The following is a 16874-nucleotide window of genomic DNA, read 5'->3' as shown; positions in this document are numbered from 1 at the left end:
ACCCTATTATAGTATGTTTCTTCATCTCATCCTTTTCAGAGTCGGTTAGCTGACCTGGTTTTGATAGAATGCTACTATCAATTCGAGCATTACCAATATCCATTAAAAGGCCCGCTAATGCAATTTGCATCCAATCCTTTTGCGGAAAGCCTACCCACTGAGCTAATAAATATGAGGTCAATGATGTTAATACACTTTTGTGCATCACATAATCAATATTATTAAGATATGCTGGTGCGAAAGTAATAAGGTTGTACTCACTAATATGATTAAAGATTTTTTCTAATTGTTGTCGAATATCCATTAACGGAATTGGCTGATTAGCTAATATAAGATGTGGAACATTGCGAAGCATATCTACCATCTTGTCGTATTCTTTAATGAATGGACTTACTGGAGCTATAACTTTAGCTCCAGCTTTGGCTTCAGCAACTTCTTCTTTCTTAATTAGTTCTTCAGTCATACTCGTCGCAATTTGAACTCGAGTAACCATAAAAGCTGTTAGAATGTCCAAATCCCGTTCTGAGATTACTCTATCCTTAGCAAATAAAGTACTTCCTAGTGGAGTGAGGACATCTTCAATCAATTTATCACCCATCTTAAGCTGATTAATTTTGATAGATACCATGGGTCCTCTTCCTTTCTAGTCATATATCTGTATTATGATTCGGTATCTGTAGATTCGTCAGACACTTCTTCTACAACTTCCGCAGCTGATTCAGAACCTTCGTTAATTATACTAACTCCATCAGTCAAGCCAATTTCCTCGTTTTCATCAAACTCTTCATCTTCTGCCTTATCTACACGAGTTACTGTTGCTACTGTATCCTCATCACGTGTATTTATAAGTTTAACACCCATTGTATCCCGCTTCATAGATTTGATACCATCCATGCTTGTGCGAATAAGTGTACCCGAAGCTGTAATGATCATTAGATCCTCTGCATCGTCAACTACTTTCAATGCAACGACTAAACCACGTTCATCCGTTTGATTGATTGTTTTAATACCAATACCACCACGATTTTGCGGGCGATATTCGCTTTCAGGTGTACGTTTACCATATCCATTAGAAGTAACGACAAGAATTTCACGATCTGGAACAATAATATCCATATCAATAACTCTATCTTCATTAACTAATTGAATACCTTTAACACCTGTTGCTGAACGACCCATAGAACGAACATCTTTTTCATGGAAGCGTATGGACATACCATAACTAGTTCCTAACATAACGTTCTGATTACCATCTGTAAGCTTAACTCCAACTAAATCATCGTCTTCACGTAGAGAAATCGCAATTAACCCAACTTTACGAATGTTAACATAATCGCTCAGAGGTGTTTTCTTAACAACACCAAGTTTCGTTGCAAAGAATAGATATTGCTCATCATTGAATTCAACTACTGGAATAACAGCATTAATCGTTTCGCCTTGTTCAATTTGAATAAGGTTGATAATCGGCGTTCCTCTTGCTGTACGACTAAGATCTGGGATCTCATAAGCTTTCATCTTGTAAACTTTACCTTTGTTCGTGAAGAACAGTAAGTAGTGATGAGAGTTTGTTACGAATAAATGCTCTACGAAATCATTTTCTTTCGTATCCATTCCGACAACGCCACGACCACCACGCTTCTGACTACGGTATGTAGTTACAGGTAAACGTTTGATATAGCCAGAATGCGTAATAGAAATTAGCACATCTTCTCTAGGAATTAGATCTTCATCCAATATTTCCTCGTCGCTAGCTGTAATCTCAGTACGTCTTTCATCACCGAAACGAGTTTTAATATCTTCTAGTTCTTCATGAATAATATCTAGAACAAGTTGCTCATCAGCTAAAATCGCTTTAAACTCAGCAATTTTACGTTGAAGCTCTTCATATTCTGCTTCAATTTTGTCTCGTTCTAGTCCTGTTAGACGTTGCAAGCGCATATCCAAAATGGCTTGTGCTTGTTCAATCGTTAAGGAGAATCTAGAGATTAATCCTTCACGTGCTTCATCGGCCGTTTGAGAAGCTCGAATTAATTTGATAACTTCATCTAAATTATCTAAAGCTATGCGTAAACCTTCTAAAATATGAGCTCTAGCTTCAGCCTTTTTCAATTCAAATTGTGTACGACGACGAATAACTTCGATTTGATGCTGTAAGTAATGATAAAGCATATCATGAAGATTCAAAGTTTTAGGCTCACCGTTTACTAGAGCAAGCATATTAATACCAAAGTTAGATTGTAACTGAGTATGCTTGTACAAGTTATTAAGGGCTACACTCGGATTTACATCACGACGAAGCTCAATAACGATTCTCATACCATTACGGTCTGATTCATCTCGTAGATCTGTAATACCTTCAATTTTCTTTTCACGAACAAGTTCAGCAATTTTTTCAATTAGACGAGCTTTGTTCACTTGATAAGGTATTTCATGAACAATAATACGAGACTTACCATTGTTCTCTTCTATTTCAGCACGAGCTCGCATCGTAACAGAACCACGACCTGTTAGATAAGCTTGTCTAATACCAGCACGTCCCATAACAAATCCTGATGTCGGGAAGTCCGGTCCTTTAATATATTCCATTAATTCAAGCGGCGTTAATTCAGGATTGCGAATAAGCGCTTGAGCTCCATTAATAACTTCTACAAGGTTATGAGGAGGTATATTTGTTGCCATACCTACAGCAATACCTGTTACCCCGTTTACAAGCAGGTTAGGGAATCTTGCAGGAAGTACGACAGGTTCTCTTTCTTCACCATCATAGTTATCTATGAAATCAATGGTTTCCTTGTTAATATCGCGTAATAGCTCCATTGCTACTTTCGATAGTCTAGCTTCGGTATAACGCATTGCTGCCGCCATATCTCCATCGACTGATCCAAAGTTACCATGTCCATCAACGAGCATATAACGCATGGAGAAGTCCTGTGCCATACGAACCATTGATTCATATACAGCTGAATCACCATGAGGGTGATACTTACCAATTACTTCCCCAACGATTCTTGCTGATTTTTTGTAAGGTTTATCGGGTGACATACCTAAATCCGACATCGCATATAAAATACGACGATGAACAGGCTTAAGTCCATCTCTTACATCAGGCAATGCGCGACTTACGATAATGCTCATTGCATAATCTAAAAATGAATCCCGCATCTCCGTACCTATATCACGATTCACAATTGACAAATTTTGTTCCTCAGCCATGCTTTACCTCCTTGACGTCATATAAATCTTATTAATATAATCTCCAACATTCAAACATAGCAAACGAGAAGATTGAAATTGAATGACGATTTTTTCTACTATTATTTAGACTGTATAACAATAGTTTTAATTAAAATACCAAACTTTATTATACCATTTATTGTGTTGACTGTCTTGAAGAAAATCTGTTGTACCACACAAAAAAGATGCTATTCAGATTAAATCTATAACTTGAATAGCATCTTTTAATGTTAGAAATCTAGATTGTTTACATATTTAGCATTTTGTTCGATAAAGTCTCTACGAGGCTCAACATTATCGCCCATAAGTGTATCGAAAATCGCGTCTGCTTCCATCGCGTCCTCAATGGTAACTTGAAGCATTGATCGACTATCTGGATCCATTGTTGTTTCCCATAATTGCGTAGCATCCATTTCTCCAAGACCTTTGTAACGTTGAATGTTAATTTTTGCACCTTCACCGAATTCTGCTAAGATCGTTTCTCTTTCTTGCTCGGTTAATGCATAACGAACAACTTTACCACGTTCAATCTTGAACAAAGGCGGTTGTGCAATATAGATGAATCCTGCTTCTACAACTTGTCGCAAATAACGATAGAAGAATGTAAGCAGCAATGTACGAATATGTGCACCATCGACATCAGCATCGGTCATAATGATTACTTTATGATATCTAGCTTTCTCAATATCGAAGTCATCACCAATACCAGTACCAAGTGCTGTAATCATCGCTCTGATCTCAGCATTACCAAGAATACGATCAAGACGCGCTTTTTCAACGTTCAAAATTTTACCACGCAATGGCAAAATTGCTTGGAAATGACGATCGCGTCCTTGTTTGGCAGAACCGCCCGCAGAGTCACCCTCTACGATGTACAATTCACTAATTGATGCATCTTTGGAGGAACAGTCGGCTAGTTTACCAGGTAAAGAACCAACTTCTAACACGCTCTTACGTCTAGTTAATTCTCTCGCTTTACGAGCTGCTTCTCTAGCTCGTGCTGCTTGTAAACCTTTTTCAATAATTTTTTTCGATACGCTTGGATTCTCATTCAAAAACTCTTGAAGCTTCTCAGAGAATAGTGATTCAACAATACCACGAACTTCACTATTACCTAGTTTAGTTTTTGTTTGGCCTTCAAATTGAGGTTCAGGAATCTTCACAGATATAATCGCTGTTAACCCTTCACGAACATCATCTCCAGAGAAGTTACTATCATTCTCTTTCAACATATTGGATTTACGTGCGTAATCGTTAATGATTCTCGTTAAAGCTGACTTAAAGCCAGATTCATGAGTACCACCTTCATGCGTATGAATATTATTAGCGAAAGAATAGATATATTCAGAGTAGCTTGCATTATATTGCAATGAAACTTCCACTTGAATATTATCACGGTTACCTTCGACATAGATTGGTTCTTCATGAATAACTTCGCGATGACGACTTAAGTATTTAACAAACTCAATAATACCGCCCTCATAGTAGAACTCTTCAGATTGACCATCACGTTCATCTGTAAGTATTAAACGAATTCCTTTATTCAAAAATGCTAACTCACGAATACGAGTTTGCAATATTTCATATTCAAACACAGTAGTTTCTGTAAATATTTCAGGGTCAGGTCTAAATGTAGTCATTGTACCTGTCTCATCAGAGTCACCAACAATTTTAATATCGTATTGCGGGGCACCACGTTTATATTCTTGTTGATGGATATGGCCGTCACGCTTTATTTGAACTTTCACATGCTCAGATAGCGCATTTACAACGGAAATACCAACACCATGCAGACCACCAGAAACTTTGTAGCCTTCTCCGCCAAATTTACCACCCGCATGAAGTACCGTCATAACGACTTCAAGCGTAGATTTTTGAAGTTTAGTATTCAAACCAACTGGAATACCACGACCATTATCAATTACGGTAATACTATTATCTGTGTGGATGATAACTTCAATTTGCGAACAGAAACCTGCTAGCGCTTCGTCGATACTGTTATCAACAACCTCCCACACAAGATGATGTAAACCCTTTCCGCTTGTAGAACCAATATACATACCAGGACGCTTACGAACTGCTTCTAGCCCCTCTAATACTTGTATCTGGCTTTCGTCATACGAATTTTGTTCCAAAGACATGTACGTTCACTACTCCTCTCAACTGCTAATGCATCTTAATTCTATTATTTTAAATACTATAACGCTGCAAAATGATGAGCTCTTTTCTTCAAAGTAGAAGATGAAATAGGAGAATAAATAACTTTATTCGATGTGACAACGATGCTTTTCGCTTCTTCCTCACCAATATCTTCGACTTCTTTACGATTGCGAGCTCCTACCACAAATTGCTTGGATAGCTTAGATGAACTTTCAATCGTAATATCAAAAATAGCTACGATTTCAGATGTTCTCACAATTTTTTCTCCACCTACATGAATATACATGGATGGTATTCACCTCATTCACGGAGATAAACTCACTTTGCCTTCTTTGACATAATAAATACCCGCATCGTGCAACTTCTCCATATCAACACTCTCTAAACCAGTAGTTGTTATAAAGGTTTGTACTTTGCTTTGAAAGGTTTCTATTAGTTGTGTCTGCCTGTTACGATCGAGTTCAGACAACACGTCATCCAAAAGTAAGATCGGATATTCACCGATCTCCTCATGAATGAGTTCTAACTCTGCAAGCTTTATAGATAATGCAGTTGTCCGCTGCTGTCCTTGAGAACCGAATATTTGAGCTTCCTTGTCGTTAATAAAAAATCCGATATCATCGCGATGAGGTCCTACTAGTGTAACACCTCTCCGAAATTCCTGTTCTTTGACCTGTGTTAACTTTACCATAAATTGATCAAATAACATAGCTTCATCTCCGGAAGCATCACAATCGAATGAAGGACGATATTCTAACTGAAGTTGCTCTTTATGATTCGTAATTTCTGCATGAATTTGTTTAGCATAAATTTGTAGCTTATTAATAAAGTGTTGCCTCTTAATCATAATTTTAACACCTAATTGTGCTAGTTGCATGTTCCATACTTCTAACATGGCTAGATCAGAGCGTGCATCACCATTCTTTAGTACATTATTACGTTGTTGTAATACTTTATGATATTGCTGCAACCAATGCAGATAGCCAGGTTGTACCTGACCGATCTCCATATCAAGAAATCGTCTCCGTACCCCTGGCGTCCCTTTAACTATTTCAAGATCCTCGGGTGCAAACATCACAACATTTAAAGCGCCAACGTAATCGCTCAGTTTCCGTTGTTCAAGTCCATTCAACTTAGCTTTTTTGCCTTTTTGACTGTAACTCAATTCAAGTTTAACTGATCCATATTTCTTATCAACTTGTCCTGCAATGTAAGCAGACTCTTCATTCCAGCCGATAAGTTCTTTGTCCTTCGTTGTACGATGTGACTTAGACAATGCTAGTACGAAAATTGCTTCTAGCAAATTAGTCTTTCCTTGTGCGTTTGGTCCGAGAAACACATTTACCATATGCGGTGTATCCAAATCTAAAGATTCATAATTACGATAATTTTGTAATTTAATACTATTTAGTAGCACCTTACAACCTCCTGGTCTACCTTATCATTATGAACCAACTATAACAAATTTACCGTGACCTTCAACCTCAACTTTATCCCCAACGTAAATTTTACGTCCTCTACGTTGATCAACTTCACCATTTATCAACACTTTTGTCTCTAGCAAGAAAAATTTAGCTTGTCCACCTGTGGATATGCAGTCAGATAACTTCAAAAAAGGTCCTAAGGCAATATATTCTGTGGATATCTGTATTTCTGTCATTATGGTTCCTCCTACAATTTTTCTGTTCTTTCTAGATTAACTTCGTTGTACAGAAAAATACTTCGAAAGCATAATCCTAAAACTTTTCTGAGCTTCTTAGATTAACTTCTGTAAACAGAAAAGTACATCGCAAGCATATACGAATTTTTCATGCTAACTATTACTCTCCTATGCAACGAAAACTTACATCATAAGCATTAGCCAGCTTTTCTGAGTTTTCTAGATCAATATTTTTTAGCCTGTTGTGCGGTAAGGCAAAATAACGTAAATGCTATAGTCGTGATCTACTGGACGAATAATAATAGGGCGCATTGCACCTGTAAATCCAATTACAATTTTCTCACTATCAATAACTTTTAATACATCTAGCATATATTTTGAGTTAAATGCGATACGCAATGCTTCACCTTTATAATCAATTGCTTCGATCTGCTCGATAACGCGTCCTAATTCAGTGGAACTTGAAGAAACCTCTATCATACCATTATCAATCGTTGTTAGGCGTACAATGTTAGTTTTTTCTTCACGTGACATTAGATATGCACGATCCATTGCATCCATTAGATTTTTAGTATTAAGTACAATTTCTGTTTCAAACACAGATGGAATTATTTTTGATGTATCTGGATATATTCCATCCAAAATACGAGTATAGAACATAATATGGTCTAATTTGAATAATACTTGGTTATCAGCAACAACAACATCAATATTAGTATTGTTATCAGGAATAAGTCTAGAAAGCTCATTTAATGTTTTAGCAGCAATAACGATATTATTAAATTTATATTCATCACCAGCATTAACCGTTGTTTTACGACTAGCAAGGCGGTGACGATCCGTAGCTATAAACTTCAATTCTCCTTGGAATAAACTCCATAAAACACCCGTAAGAATAGGCGTTTGTTCACTTGTTGAAGCAGCTAGTACCGTTTGTCGAATCATTGATTTGATTAGATCTCCAGGAACTTGCAATGTGTAGTTTTGTTCAATACTAGGTAGAACAGGGAAGTCTTCTGGATCAAGACCAACCATTTGAATTTCCGTTGAACCTGATCTGATTAAAGTTTGATACTGTTGTGACACTTCAATTGATACTTGCTCAGAAGGTAATTTCTTTACAATTTCTACAACGAACTTAGCAGGTAATACAACACTACCCGGTTTTTCAATTTCAGCAATAATTTGTCCATTTTGTTCTACTGGGATGTAACTTTGAATAGAAATATCTGTATCACTTGCAGTTAGTGTCACAGCTTGGTGTGTTACGTCTATTTTTATACCACCTAAAATAGGTATTGTTGGTCTTGCTGCAACTGCTTTTGCTACGTTTTGAATGGCTTGGTTTAATTCATTTTTGGCAATTGTTAATTTCATTTGTGAATCCCTCGTTTCGACATCTTTTATAGATGATATTTATTTAAAATATTAGTAGTAGTAGCAGTAGGGGCACTGAATATGTGGATAACCCCAAATAACGCTGATAAAACAAGCCTATCCACATGTGCATAGCTTGTGCATAGGCTTGTTCAGTTGTTCACAGTTAATTTTTGATTTTGTCAGTAAGATTTTGAATGATTTTATATAACTCTTGATCAACTTGAATGAGCTGTGAAATTTTCTCATGTGCATGAATAACTGTCGTATGATCTCTACCTCCGAAAGCCTCTCCAATCTTCGGCAAAGAATAATCTGTTAGCTCACGAGATAAGTACATCGCAATTTGTCTAGGAAAGGCAACGGCCTTTGTTCTTTTACGTGCTTTGAAATCTTCCATCCGCAGGCCGTAAAATTCGCCAACTTTTGCTTGTATATCATTCATAGTAATCATGCGTGGACGAGAGGAAGGAATTATATCTTTCAATGCCTCGGCTGCAAGATGAGATGTAATATCAGCATTAATTAACGATGAATAAGCAACAACGCGAATAAGTGCACCTTCTAGCTCACGAATGTTCGTATCAATCTGATTCGCAATGTAGTTCATTGCTTCATTCGGGATATCTAGATTTTCAGCGCGTGCTTTTTTACGAAGAATCGCGATTCTTGTTTCCAGATCCGGTGGTTGAATATCGGTAATAAGTCCCCATTCAAAGCGCGATCTGAGGCGCTCTTCCAATGTTGGAATTTCTTTTGGCGGACGGTCGCTGGAAATAATAATTTGTTTACGTTCTTCGTGCAATGCATTGAAAGTATGGAAAAACTCTTCTTGAGTTTGTTCTTTACCAGCAATAAATTGAATATCATCGATTAATAAAACGTCGATATTCCGATATTTTGTACGGAAACTTTCACCTTGACTGTCACGAATGGCATTAATGAATTCATTGGTGAATTTTTCAGAGGAAATATAGAGTACACGCGTATTTGGGTTATGTTCCATAATATAATGGCCGATCGCATGCATTAAATGTGTCTTGCCTAGTCCTACACCACCATATAAAAATAATGGGTTATAGGCTTTTGCTGGAGCTTCTGCAACAGCTAGTGAGGCAGCATGAGCAAAACGATTATTCGTACCGATAACGAATGTATCGAACGTATATTTCGGATTTAACATATTAGAAGGTGTTTCTTCAGCCAATACGACTCTTGAAGGCTGTTTAGAAGGAAATACAACAGATTGTTCTGCTGATTTAGGCTCACCAATCGAATATTTTATATTAATATTTTGTCCTAAATAGTCATAAAGCGTACTTTTTATTAAATTTGTATATTTGTTTTCTAACCATTCTGCAGCAAATGTAGTTGGCGCAATAATTTCTAGTAATGAATCATCAATAAATTTAGCTTTAGTTGCTTTAAACCAAGTATCATAACTCGGTTTACTAAGCTTCGTTTGGATGATAGACAATACTTGTTGCCATAAATCTTGAGTATGGCTATCCACAGCTTGTCACTCCTTATCAATAAAAATACGAATTTAGGAATAGATTGGGTTTATGTCGAAATTGACAATATAAAAGAGAAAGTTGTCCACAATATGCAGATTTTCTACAATAGGGGTTATTAGACTCAGAATATGTTGTACACAATTTTATCCACAGACTGTTAATAACATTGATTATCTTTTAAACAATCCACAACGAAAACATATCTATCATAGCAAAAGATGCCTAGTATTTCAACGAATTTAAGGAATTTATCCACAATGTCAATAGGTTGTGCATAGAAGTTATCTACAACACAAGATATTGTTTATATCATGTGTAAAGTTCGACACAAATCGCAAAATCAAAAAATTAATATCCACAACTTGTTAAAAAGAGGTTAGAGACTGCTTTATTTAGTTATCCACAATAGTGCTGAAACCTATTCAGAAAAGATTGAGGATATGCAGTGTTTACCTATTGTCATTGGATTGACTTTTATGTCGTGGCATGGTTTAATAGTAAAAGCGTATTTTTTGATGAACTATTGAACGTACATCTTCTAGGAGATCAGTGCGTTTGAATAAGAATCTCATAGGAGGTGCAGCATAATGGGTCCTACATTTAAACCGAATGTAAGCAAACGTGCTAAAGTACATGGTTTCCGTAAACGTATGAGCAGTAAAAATGGTCGTAAAGTTTTGGCAGCTCGTCGTCAAAGAGGAAGAAAAGTGCTAAGCGCATAATTCAAAAGACCACACTGGGTGGTCTTTTTTTTATGCTTTTGTATACTGAATGATGGAAAAATTGGAAATGATGTTATGGAATATATAGAAACGGTGGCGATGGATGGTGCGCAGAAAGTTGCGTCTACGTAATCGTGAGGATTTCGGTCGCGTATATCGTGGAGGAAAGTCATTTGCTAATGGTCAATTTGTTGTATATTGGTCACGGCAACCAATCGCAGAACCTTTCCGTCTAGGAATATCTGCAAGTAAGAAAATAGGTAATGCTGTAGTGCGCAATCGTATGAGACGGGTTATTAAGGAAATTGTTCGTCACATGGAGCAAGAAATTGCTCAAAATGTTGATTTTATTTTAATAGTAAGAAAGCCGGCGGTGAGCATGTCATATGCTGAACTTGATCGGTCTATCCACCATGTGCTACGCAAAGGTGGTTTGCTTAAAAATAGCAAGCCTCATTCCCCAAAACGCACTACGATTTCAAAGAAAAGTTAAAGCTTTCTTCATTTGGACATAAACTTGCCAATATTGCATTTCTATTGTAGTTAACTCGTATTTATTTGTGGAATAAATTATGGTATAGTCTAATTTGAGGTAAGTGTACTAGCTCTCAGAGAGGAGATTTCATCTTGTTTCGTAACAATCGTAAATGGATTTTAGTTGTAGGTTTATTGCTTTCAATAAGCTTACTATCAGGTTGTATGCCTGAGGTTGATAATACGAAGACTACCGAGCATTTGTTGGAGGGTAATTTTTGGGAGAAGAATGTAGTTTATTACTTCGCTTTAACCTTGGATGCTTTCGCAAAATGGTTTGGCGGTAGTTATGTGCTTGCAATTTTGTTACTTACTATTATTGTACGTACAATAATTTTACCATTAACATTAAAGCAATATCGTAGCTCAAAAGCAATGCAGGCCTTACAGCCACAATTAGCGGAATTAAAAACGAAGTACAAAGATAATCCTCAAAAGCAACAAGAGGAAATGATGAAATTGTACCAAGTTAATGGTGTTAACCCATTAGCGGGATGTTTGCCGCTAATCGTACAGATGCCAATCTTTATTGCGTTGTATAATTCAATTTATTGGAATGCAAATCTTCGTACGACTGAATTATTTGGTATGTCTTTAAATGAACCAAGTGTATGGTACTTCTTGCCGCTACTAGCTGCAATTACAACATTTGTTCAAACGAAGATGATGCAAAAAACACAGCAACAGCAAATGCCAGGTATGTCTATTTTGCTAGCTGTATTCCCAGTAATGATTTTTGTGATGTCATTATCATTCCCAATGGCACTACCACTATATTGGGTATTCAGTAACTGTTATACAATTGTTCAAAATTACTTCCTATATGTACTTCCAGCCCGTAAGGGAAAAGATAAGAAGGGGGTTCTTGCGAAATGAAAAAAATTCTTGCATCTGGTAAGACGATAGATGATGCGGTGAAAAACGGTTTAGCGCAATTGCAAGTTACAGAAGATCGTGTGAAGGTTGTTATAGTTGAACAACCTTCAAGAGGCTTTTTAGGATTGATTGGTTCAAAGGAAGCTAAAGTCGAGCTTGAATTAATTCCAGATTCTAAAGAAGAAGCGGAAGTCTTTATTCGTGATGTTGCAAAAGCAATGGGACTTGATGTTCAATTGACTTGGCAACAATCGAAAGATGGAGTACAACTTTCTATTGCTTGTGATGGAGACATAGGTATGATAATCGGAAAACGTGGACAAACGTTGGACGCATTGCAATATCTAGTCACTATTGTAGCGAATCGTTATTCAGATAATCACATTAGAATCGTTTTGGATGCACAGAATTTTCGAGAAGGTCGTCGCAAGAGGCTAGAAAGTCTTTCTGATCGTCTTGCAGGTACAGTTATTCGTACGAGAAAAGAAATTGTACTCGAACCGATGGTACCTCATGAACGAAAAATTATTCATTCACATCTTCAAAGTCATGCGAAAGTGAGAACTTTCAGCAAAGGCGACGAGCCAAATCGTCGAATTGTCATTACTTTGAAATGATCGGATAGTAGCTATAAAGGTAAGATAGAATAGAGGTGCAGCAATGACTCCAAGAGGTCATTGCTGTTTTCCGTTTATGAGAGGTGCAACTAATGATTGAACAAGATACAATCGCAGCAATTGCTACGGCAGTCGGAGAAGGTGGAATCGCTATTATCCGTGTCAGTGGACCGAAAGCAATTACAGGCGTAAATCATATATTTTCATCAAAGTTACCATTAACTGATGCACAATCACATACGATTCATTATGGGCATATTGTAGATCCCTTAACAGGTGAGAGGGAAGAGGAAGTATTAATCTCTTTAATGAGAGGACCTCGATCTTTCACAGCTGAAGATGTTGTCGAGATTAATGCTCATGGTGGTGTTATTGCGGTAGCTCGAGTGATGGATTTATTACTACAACAAGATGATATTCGAATTGCTGAGCCAGGTGAATTTACTAAGCGAGCTTTTCTTAATGGTCGTATCGATTTGATGCAGGCCGAAGCTGTTATTGATCTTATTCGTTCGAAGTCAGATCGTGCATTTGCCGTAGCACGTAAGCAAGCTGATGGCGTGCTTTCGAACAAAATTAAAGATTTGCGTCAAAATGTTATAGAGTTGTTAGCGCATATTGAAGTTAACATTGATTATCCAGAGCATGACGTAGAAGCGATGACAAGTAGCTATATACGGGAACAATGTGAAAAGACAATCACTGATATAGATAAATTGTTAAAGACGGCTAGTGAAGGTAAAATATTGCGTGAAGGTATTTTAACAGCAATTGTCGGTAGACCCAATGTTGGAAAATCTTCACTGATGAATACATTGACCCAAGAAAATCGAGCAATTGTAACGGATATTCCGGGTACGACGCGCGATGTTATTGAACAATATGTTACACTTAATGGAATTCCGTTACGCTTATTAGATACAGCAGGTATTCGTGAAACGAATGATGTTGTCGAGAAGATTGGGGTAGAGCGTTCGCGTGATGCCATCATTGAAGCGGACCTTATATTATTTATGTTAAATGGTAATGAACCCTTACAGGAGGAGGACAAAGAATTACTGTCTTCATTAGAGGGTCGCTCCGTTATCGTTATTGTTAATAAGACCGATTTGGAACAACAATTACAATTGGATGAAGTTATGCCTTTCCTTAATAGCGGTTCTCTTGTTAAAATGTCTATGATAAAGCAAGAGGGATTAGATCAGCTTGAGGCTGCAATAAGTGGGATGTTCTTTGAAGGCAAGCTCGAAGCCAATGATCTTACTTATGTAAGCAATGTGCGACATATTTCCTTGTTGAAGAAATCAAAACAATCGATGTTAGATGCGATTGAAGCAACATATATAGGTATACCGATTGACGTTATTCAAATAGATGCAAGATTGGCTTGGGAAGCTTTAGGTGAAATTTTAGGTGATGAAGCTGGAGATTCCTTAATCGATCAAATTTTCTCTCAATTCTGTTTAGGTAAGTAAGGAGGTTGGAATAGTGGGTTATCAAGCGAAAGAATATGATGTTATCGTTGTTGGTGCTGGTCACGCAGGTTGTGAATCTGCATTAGCTTCAGCGCGTATGGGTTGCGATACATTACTTTTAACGATTAATTTAGATATGGTAGCATTTATGCCATGCAATCCTTCAATAGGAGGACCAGCTAAAGGGCATGTCGTTCGTGAAATCGATGCTCTTGGTGGCGAAATGGGTCGCAACATCGATAAGACGTTTATACAAATGCGTATGTTAAACACAGGTAAAGGTCCGGCGGTGCATGCATTGCGTGCACAAGCTGATAAATTTGAGTATCAACATGAGATGAAGAAAACGATTGAGACAACGCCAAATCTGACATTGCGTCAAGGTATGGTAGATGACTTAATTATTGAAGATGGCAAATGTGTTGGTGTTGTATCACAAACAGGTGCACATTATCGTGCAAAGGCTGTTGTTATTACAACGGGTACGTATTTACGTGGGAAAATTATTATGGGTGAGTTGATGTATGAAAGTGGACCTAATAATCAACAGCCTTCATTAAAGTTAGCGACAGCTTTGAAGGAGAATGGTCTTGATCTTGTTCGTTTCAAAACAGGGACACCTCCGCGTGTAAATGGTGAGACAATCGACTTCTCCAAAACGGAGATTCAGCCTGGGGATGATAATCCGAAATTCTTCTCATATGAAACAAAGGAATCGAATATTGAGCAAATTCCTTGTTGGTTAACTTATACTGCACCAGAAACACATCAAATTATTAACGATAATTTGCATCGTGCACCAATGTTTTCTGGTGCAATTGAAGGTACTGGTCCGCGTTATTGTCCATCGATTGAGGATAAAATTGTACGTTTTGCTGATAAGCCGAAACATCAAATATTCCTTGAACCAGAAGGACGTAATACACTTGAGTATTATGTTCAAGGATTCTCTACAAGTATGCCTGAAGATGTACAATTAGAAATGCTTCATTCTGTTCCTGGACTTGAAAATGCGCAAATGATGCGTAATGGTTATGCGATTGAGTATGATTCAGTTGTGCCAACACAATTATGGCCTTCATTAGAAACGAAGCAAATTGATGGTTTGTTTACTGCGGGTCAAATTAACGGTACTTCTGGTTATGAGGAAGCTGCGGGGCAAGGTGTTATTGCTGGTATTAACGCTGCACGTAAAGTACAAGGCAAAGAACCAGTTATTATAGATCGCTCACAAGGATATATCGGTGTTATGATCGATGATCTTGTAACGAAAGGGACGAATGACCCTTACCGTCTTCTTACATCTCGTGCAGAGTATCGTCTATTGTTAAGACATGACAATGCGGATCTAAGATTAACTCCACTTGGCTATGAAATTGGTCTAATAACAGAAGAACGTTACGAAAGCTTCTTGCGTAAAAAAGAGCTAGTTGAGCTTGAAATTGCTCGCTTAACAGAAACTCGAATTAAACCAAGTGATGTGAAGGATATATTGGAAGAAGCGGGTTCTGCGGAGTTAATTCAAGGTGGTAGTATTATTCTACTACTTCGTCGTCCGGAAGTGACGTATAGACACCTTGAAAAAGTATCACCTTCACCTTATGAGTTGACTGATGAAATGAAAGAACAAGTTGAAATTCAAATTAAATATGCTGGTTATATTGATAAGCAACTTCACCAAGTTGAGCGTATGACGAAGATGGAGCGAAAACTTATTCCAGATACGATAGATTATAGTGATATTAAAGGTCTTTCTAATGAATCGAAACAAAAGCTGGAACTAATTCGTCCACTGTCGATCGGGCAGGCTACACGAATTGGCGGCGTAACACCAGCTGATATTTCAGTGATGCTGATCTACTTGGAACATTATAACCGAGTGACAGCAGCGAAAGGATCATAATGGATCAGACGATACAATGGTTTACAGAGCAGTTGAAATCACATCAGATTGAATTGAATGAGCAACAACTTATTCAATTAGAACGATATTATGAATTGTTAGTAGAGTGGAACGAGAAAATGAATTTAACAGGCATTACTGAACGTGATGCTGTATATGAGAAACATTTCTATGATTCTATCTCTCTAGCTTTTTATGTAGACATGAAGAGTAAAAAGAATATTGCCGATATCGGTTCAGGGGCAGGGTTTCCAAGTATTCCCTTGAAAATTGTATTTCCGCATTTGCAAGTACTAATCGTAGATTCTTTGAATAAAAGAATAGGTTTCTTGAAACATCTAGTAGACCAATTAGGACTTCAAGATGTTGAGTGTGTACATGGTCGAGCTGAGGATGTAGCTCGCTTGCCGCAGTATCGTGATACCTATGAGTTAGTTACAGCGAGAGCGGTTGCCAGGTTAGCTGTACTAAATGAATTCTGCTTACCATTCGTCGCACCAGGTGGTGTGTTTGCTAGTATGAAGGGTGCAAGCCTTTCGGAGGAACTTCAAGAGGCGAAATTCAGTCTAAAAGAGCTTAAAGGTAAGTTTGTTCAAGAATATGCTTTGCAACTCCCTAATGAACGCTCAGAGCGTCATATCGTGTGTATAGAGAAGACTCAACCAACTCCAAAGAAGTATCCACGTAAAGCGGGTACACCATTGAAAGAGCCATTACTTTAATAAATGTTTCACGTGAAACATTTATAACCTATTCACCGTTATCCGTTACAGTGTATAATAGCAACTAACAGCTCAAT

The 16874-nt window shown here is 37.4% G+C and carries 15 protein-coding genes (1 of these 15 only partly in view); 7 read left to right on the top strand and 8 right to left on the bottom strand.

Annotated features, from left to right (window positions below):
• The 8 genes from NAG76_06845 to dnaA all read right to left on the bottom strand — a co-directional run.
• A protein-coding gene (locus NAG76_06845) for an HD-GYP domain-containing protein (protein ID URN95952.1) crosses the window boundary here: on the bottom strand, positions 1-628 show its 5' portion. 446 nt of this gene lie to the left of the window's left edge; the window shows 628 of its 1074 coding nt (coding positions 1-628); the start codon lies at positions 626-628; its stop codon lies beyond the left edge, outside the window.
• A 32-nt stretch (positions 629-660) separates the two neighbouring features.
• Positions 661-3213, bottom strand: a complete 2553-nt coding sequence (gene gyrA, locus NAG76_06840; protein ID URN95951.1) for a DNA gyrase subunit A — start codon at positions 3211-3213, stop codon at positions 661-663.
• Positions 3214-3464: 251 nt separating this feature from the next.
• Entirely contained in the window at positions 3465-5375 is a 1911-nt protein-coding gene (gene gyrB, locus NAG76_06835; GenBank protein URN95950.1) for a DNA topoisomerase (ATP-hydrolyzing) subunit B, read from the bottom strand.
• Positions 5376-5431: 56 nt separating this feature from the next.
• Positions 5432-5680 (bottom strand): DUF370 domain-containing protein, encoded by a 249-nt coding sequence (locus NAG76_06830; GenBank protein ID URN95949.1) that lies wholly within the window; start codon positions 5678-5680, stop codon positions 5432-5434.
• An 18-nt stretch (positions 5681-5698) separates the two neighbouring features.
• Positions 5699-6811, bottom strand: a complete 1113-nt coding sequence (gene recF / locus NAG76_06825) for a DNA replication/repair protein RecF (GenBank protein URN95948.1) — start codon at positions 6809-6811, stop codon at positions 5699-5701.
• Between the two features lie 27 nt (positions 6812-6838).
• Complete coding sequence (yaaA, locus tag NAG76_06820) at positions 6839-7057, bottom strand: S4 domain-containing protein YaaA (protein URN96785.1); 219 nt, start codon at positions 7055-7057, stop codon at positions 6839-6841.
• 231 nt (positions 7058-7288) lie between these two features.
• A complete protein-coding gene (gene dnaN, locus NAG76_06815; protein ID URN95947.1) occupies positions 7289-8431 on the bottom strand; it encodes a DNA polymerase III subunit beta in 1143 nt (380 codons plus the stop codon).
• Between the two features lie 166 nt (positions 8432-8597).
• A complete protein-coding gene (gene dnaA, locus NAG76_06810) occupies positions 8598-9944 on the bottom strand; it encodes a chromosomal replication initiator protein DnaA (protein ID URN95946.1) in 1347 nt (448 codons plus the stop codon).
• 591 nt (positions 9945-10535) lie between these two features.
• On the opposite strand from dnaA, the gene rpmH reads away from it, so the two are divergent.
• From rpmH to rsmG, 7 genes are all read left to right on the top strand, one after another.
• The gene (gene rpmH / locus NAG76_06805; protein URN95945.1) at positions 10536-10670 is read left to right on the top strand and encodes a 50S ribosomal protein L34; all 135 of its coding nucleotides are present in this window, start codon (positions 10536-10538) and stop codon (positions 10668-10670) included.
• 106 nt (positions 10671-10776) lie between these two features.
• A complete protein-coding gene (rnpA, locus tag NAG76_06800) occupies positions 10777-11163 on the top strand; it encodes a ribonuclease P protein component (protein URN96784.1) in 387 nt (128 codons plus the stop codon).
• Between the two features lie 134 nt (positions 11164-11297).
• The gene (locus NAG76_06795) at positions 11298-12080 is read left to right on the top strand and encodes a YidC/Oxa1 family membrane protein insertase (GenBank protein ID URN95944.1); all 783 of its coding nucleotides are present in this window, start codon (positions 11298-11300) and stop codon (positions 12078-12080) included.
• Positions 12077-12697: a protein jag gene (locus NAG76_06790; protein ID URN95943.1), complete on the top strand. Its 621-nt coding sequence runs from the start codon at positions 12077-12079 to the stop codon at positions 12695-12697. The genes NAG76_06795 and NAG76_06790 overlap by 4 nt, the downstream gene beginning before the upstream one ends.
• Positions 12698-12792: 95 nt before the next feature.
• Positions 12793-14172 (top strand): tRNA uridine-5-carboxymethylaminomethyl(34) synthesis GTPase MnmE, encoded by a 1380-nt coding sequence (gene mnmE / locus NAG76_06785; protein URN96783.1) that lies wholly within the window; start codon positions 12793-12795, stop codon positions 14170-14172.
• A gap of 13 nt (positions 14173-14185) precedes the next feature.
• Complete coding sequence (mnmG, locus tag NAG76_06780) at positions 14186-16075, top strand: tRNA uridine-5-carboxymethylaminomethyl(34) synthesis enzyme MnmG (GenBank protein ID URN95942.1); 1890 nt, start codon at positions 14186-14188, stop codon at positions 16073-16075.
• Positions 16075-16797 carry a 16S rRNA (guanine(527)-N(7))-methyltransferase RsmG gene (rsmG, locus tag NAG76_06775; GenBank protein URN95941.1) on the top strand — a complete coding sequence of 241 codons (723 nt, stop codon included), beginning with the start codon at positions 16075-16077 and terminating at the stop codon, positions 16795-16797. The genes mnmG and rsmG overlap by 1 nt, the downstream gene beginning before the upstream one ends.
• Positions 16798-16874 lie beyond the last annotated feature (77 nt).

It is taken from the genome of Candidatus Pristimantibacillus lignocellulolyticus, assembly GCA_023639215.1.
GTDB classification, from domain to species: Bacteria; Bacillota; Bacilli; order Paenibacillales; family Paenibacillaceae; genus Pristimantibacillus; species Pristimantibacillus lignocellulolyticus.
This window is presented reverse-complemented; position numbering and strand designations above follow the sequence as displayed.

Coding starts and splice junctions, on each gene's coding strand:
- dnaN (URN95947.1), bottom strand. CDS start 8,431: ATGAAATTAACAATTGCCAAAAATGAATTAAACCAAGCCATTCAAAAC.
- NAG76_06790 (URN95943.1), top strand. CDS start 12,077: ATGAAAAAAATTCTTGCATCTGGTAAGACGATAGATGATGCGGTGAAA.
- rsmG (URN95941.1), top strand. CDS start 16,075: ATGGATCAGACGATACAATGGTTTACAGAGCAGTTGAAATCACATCAG.
- gyrA (URN95951.1), bottom strand. CDS start 3,213: ATGGCTGAGGAACAAAATTTGTCAATTGTGAATCGTGATATAGGTACG.
- rpmH (URN95945.1), top strand. CDS start 10,536: ATGGGTCCTACATTTAAACCGAATGTAAGCAAACGTGCTAAAGTACAT.
- gyrB (URN95950.1), bottom strand. CDS start 5,375: ATGTCTTTGGAACAAAATTCGTATGACGAAAGCCAGATACAAGTATTA.
- NAG76_06830 (URN95949.1), bottom strand. CDS start 5,680: ATGTATATTCATGTAGGTGGAGAAAAAATTGTGAGAACATCTGAAATC.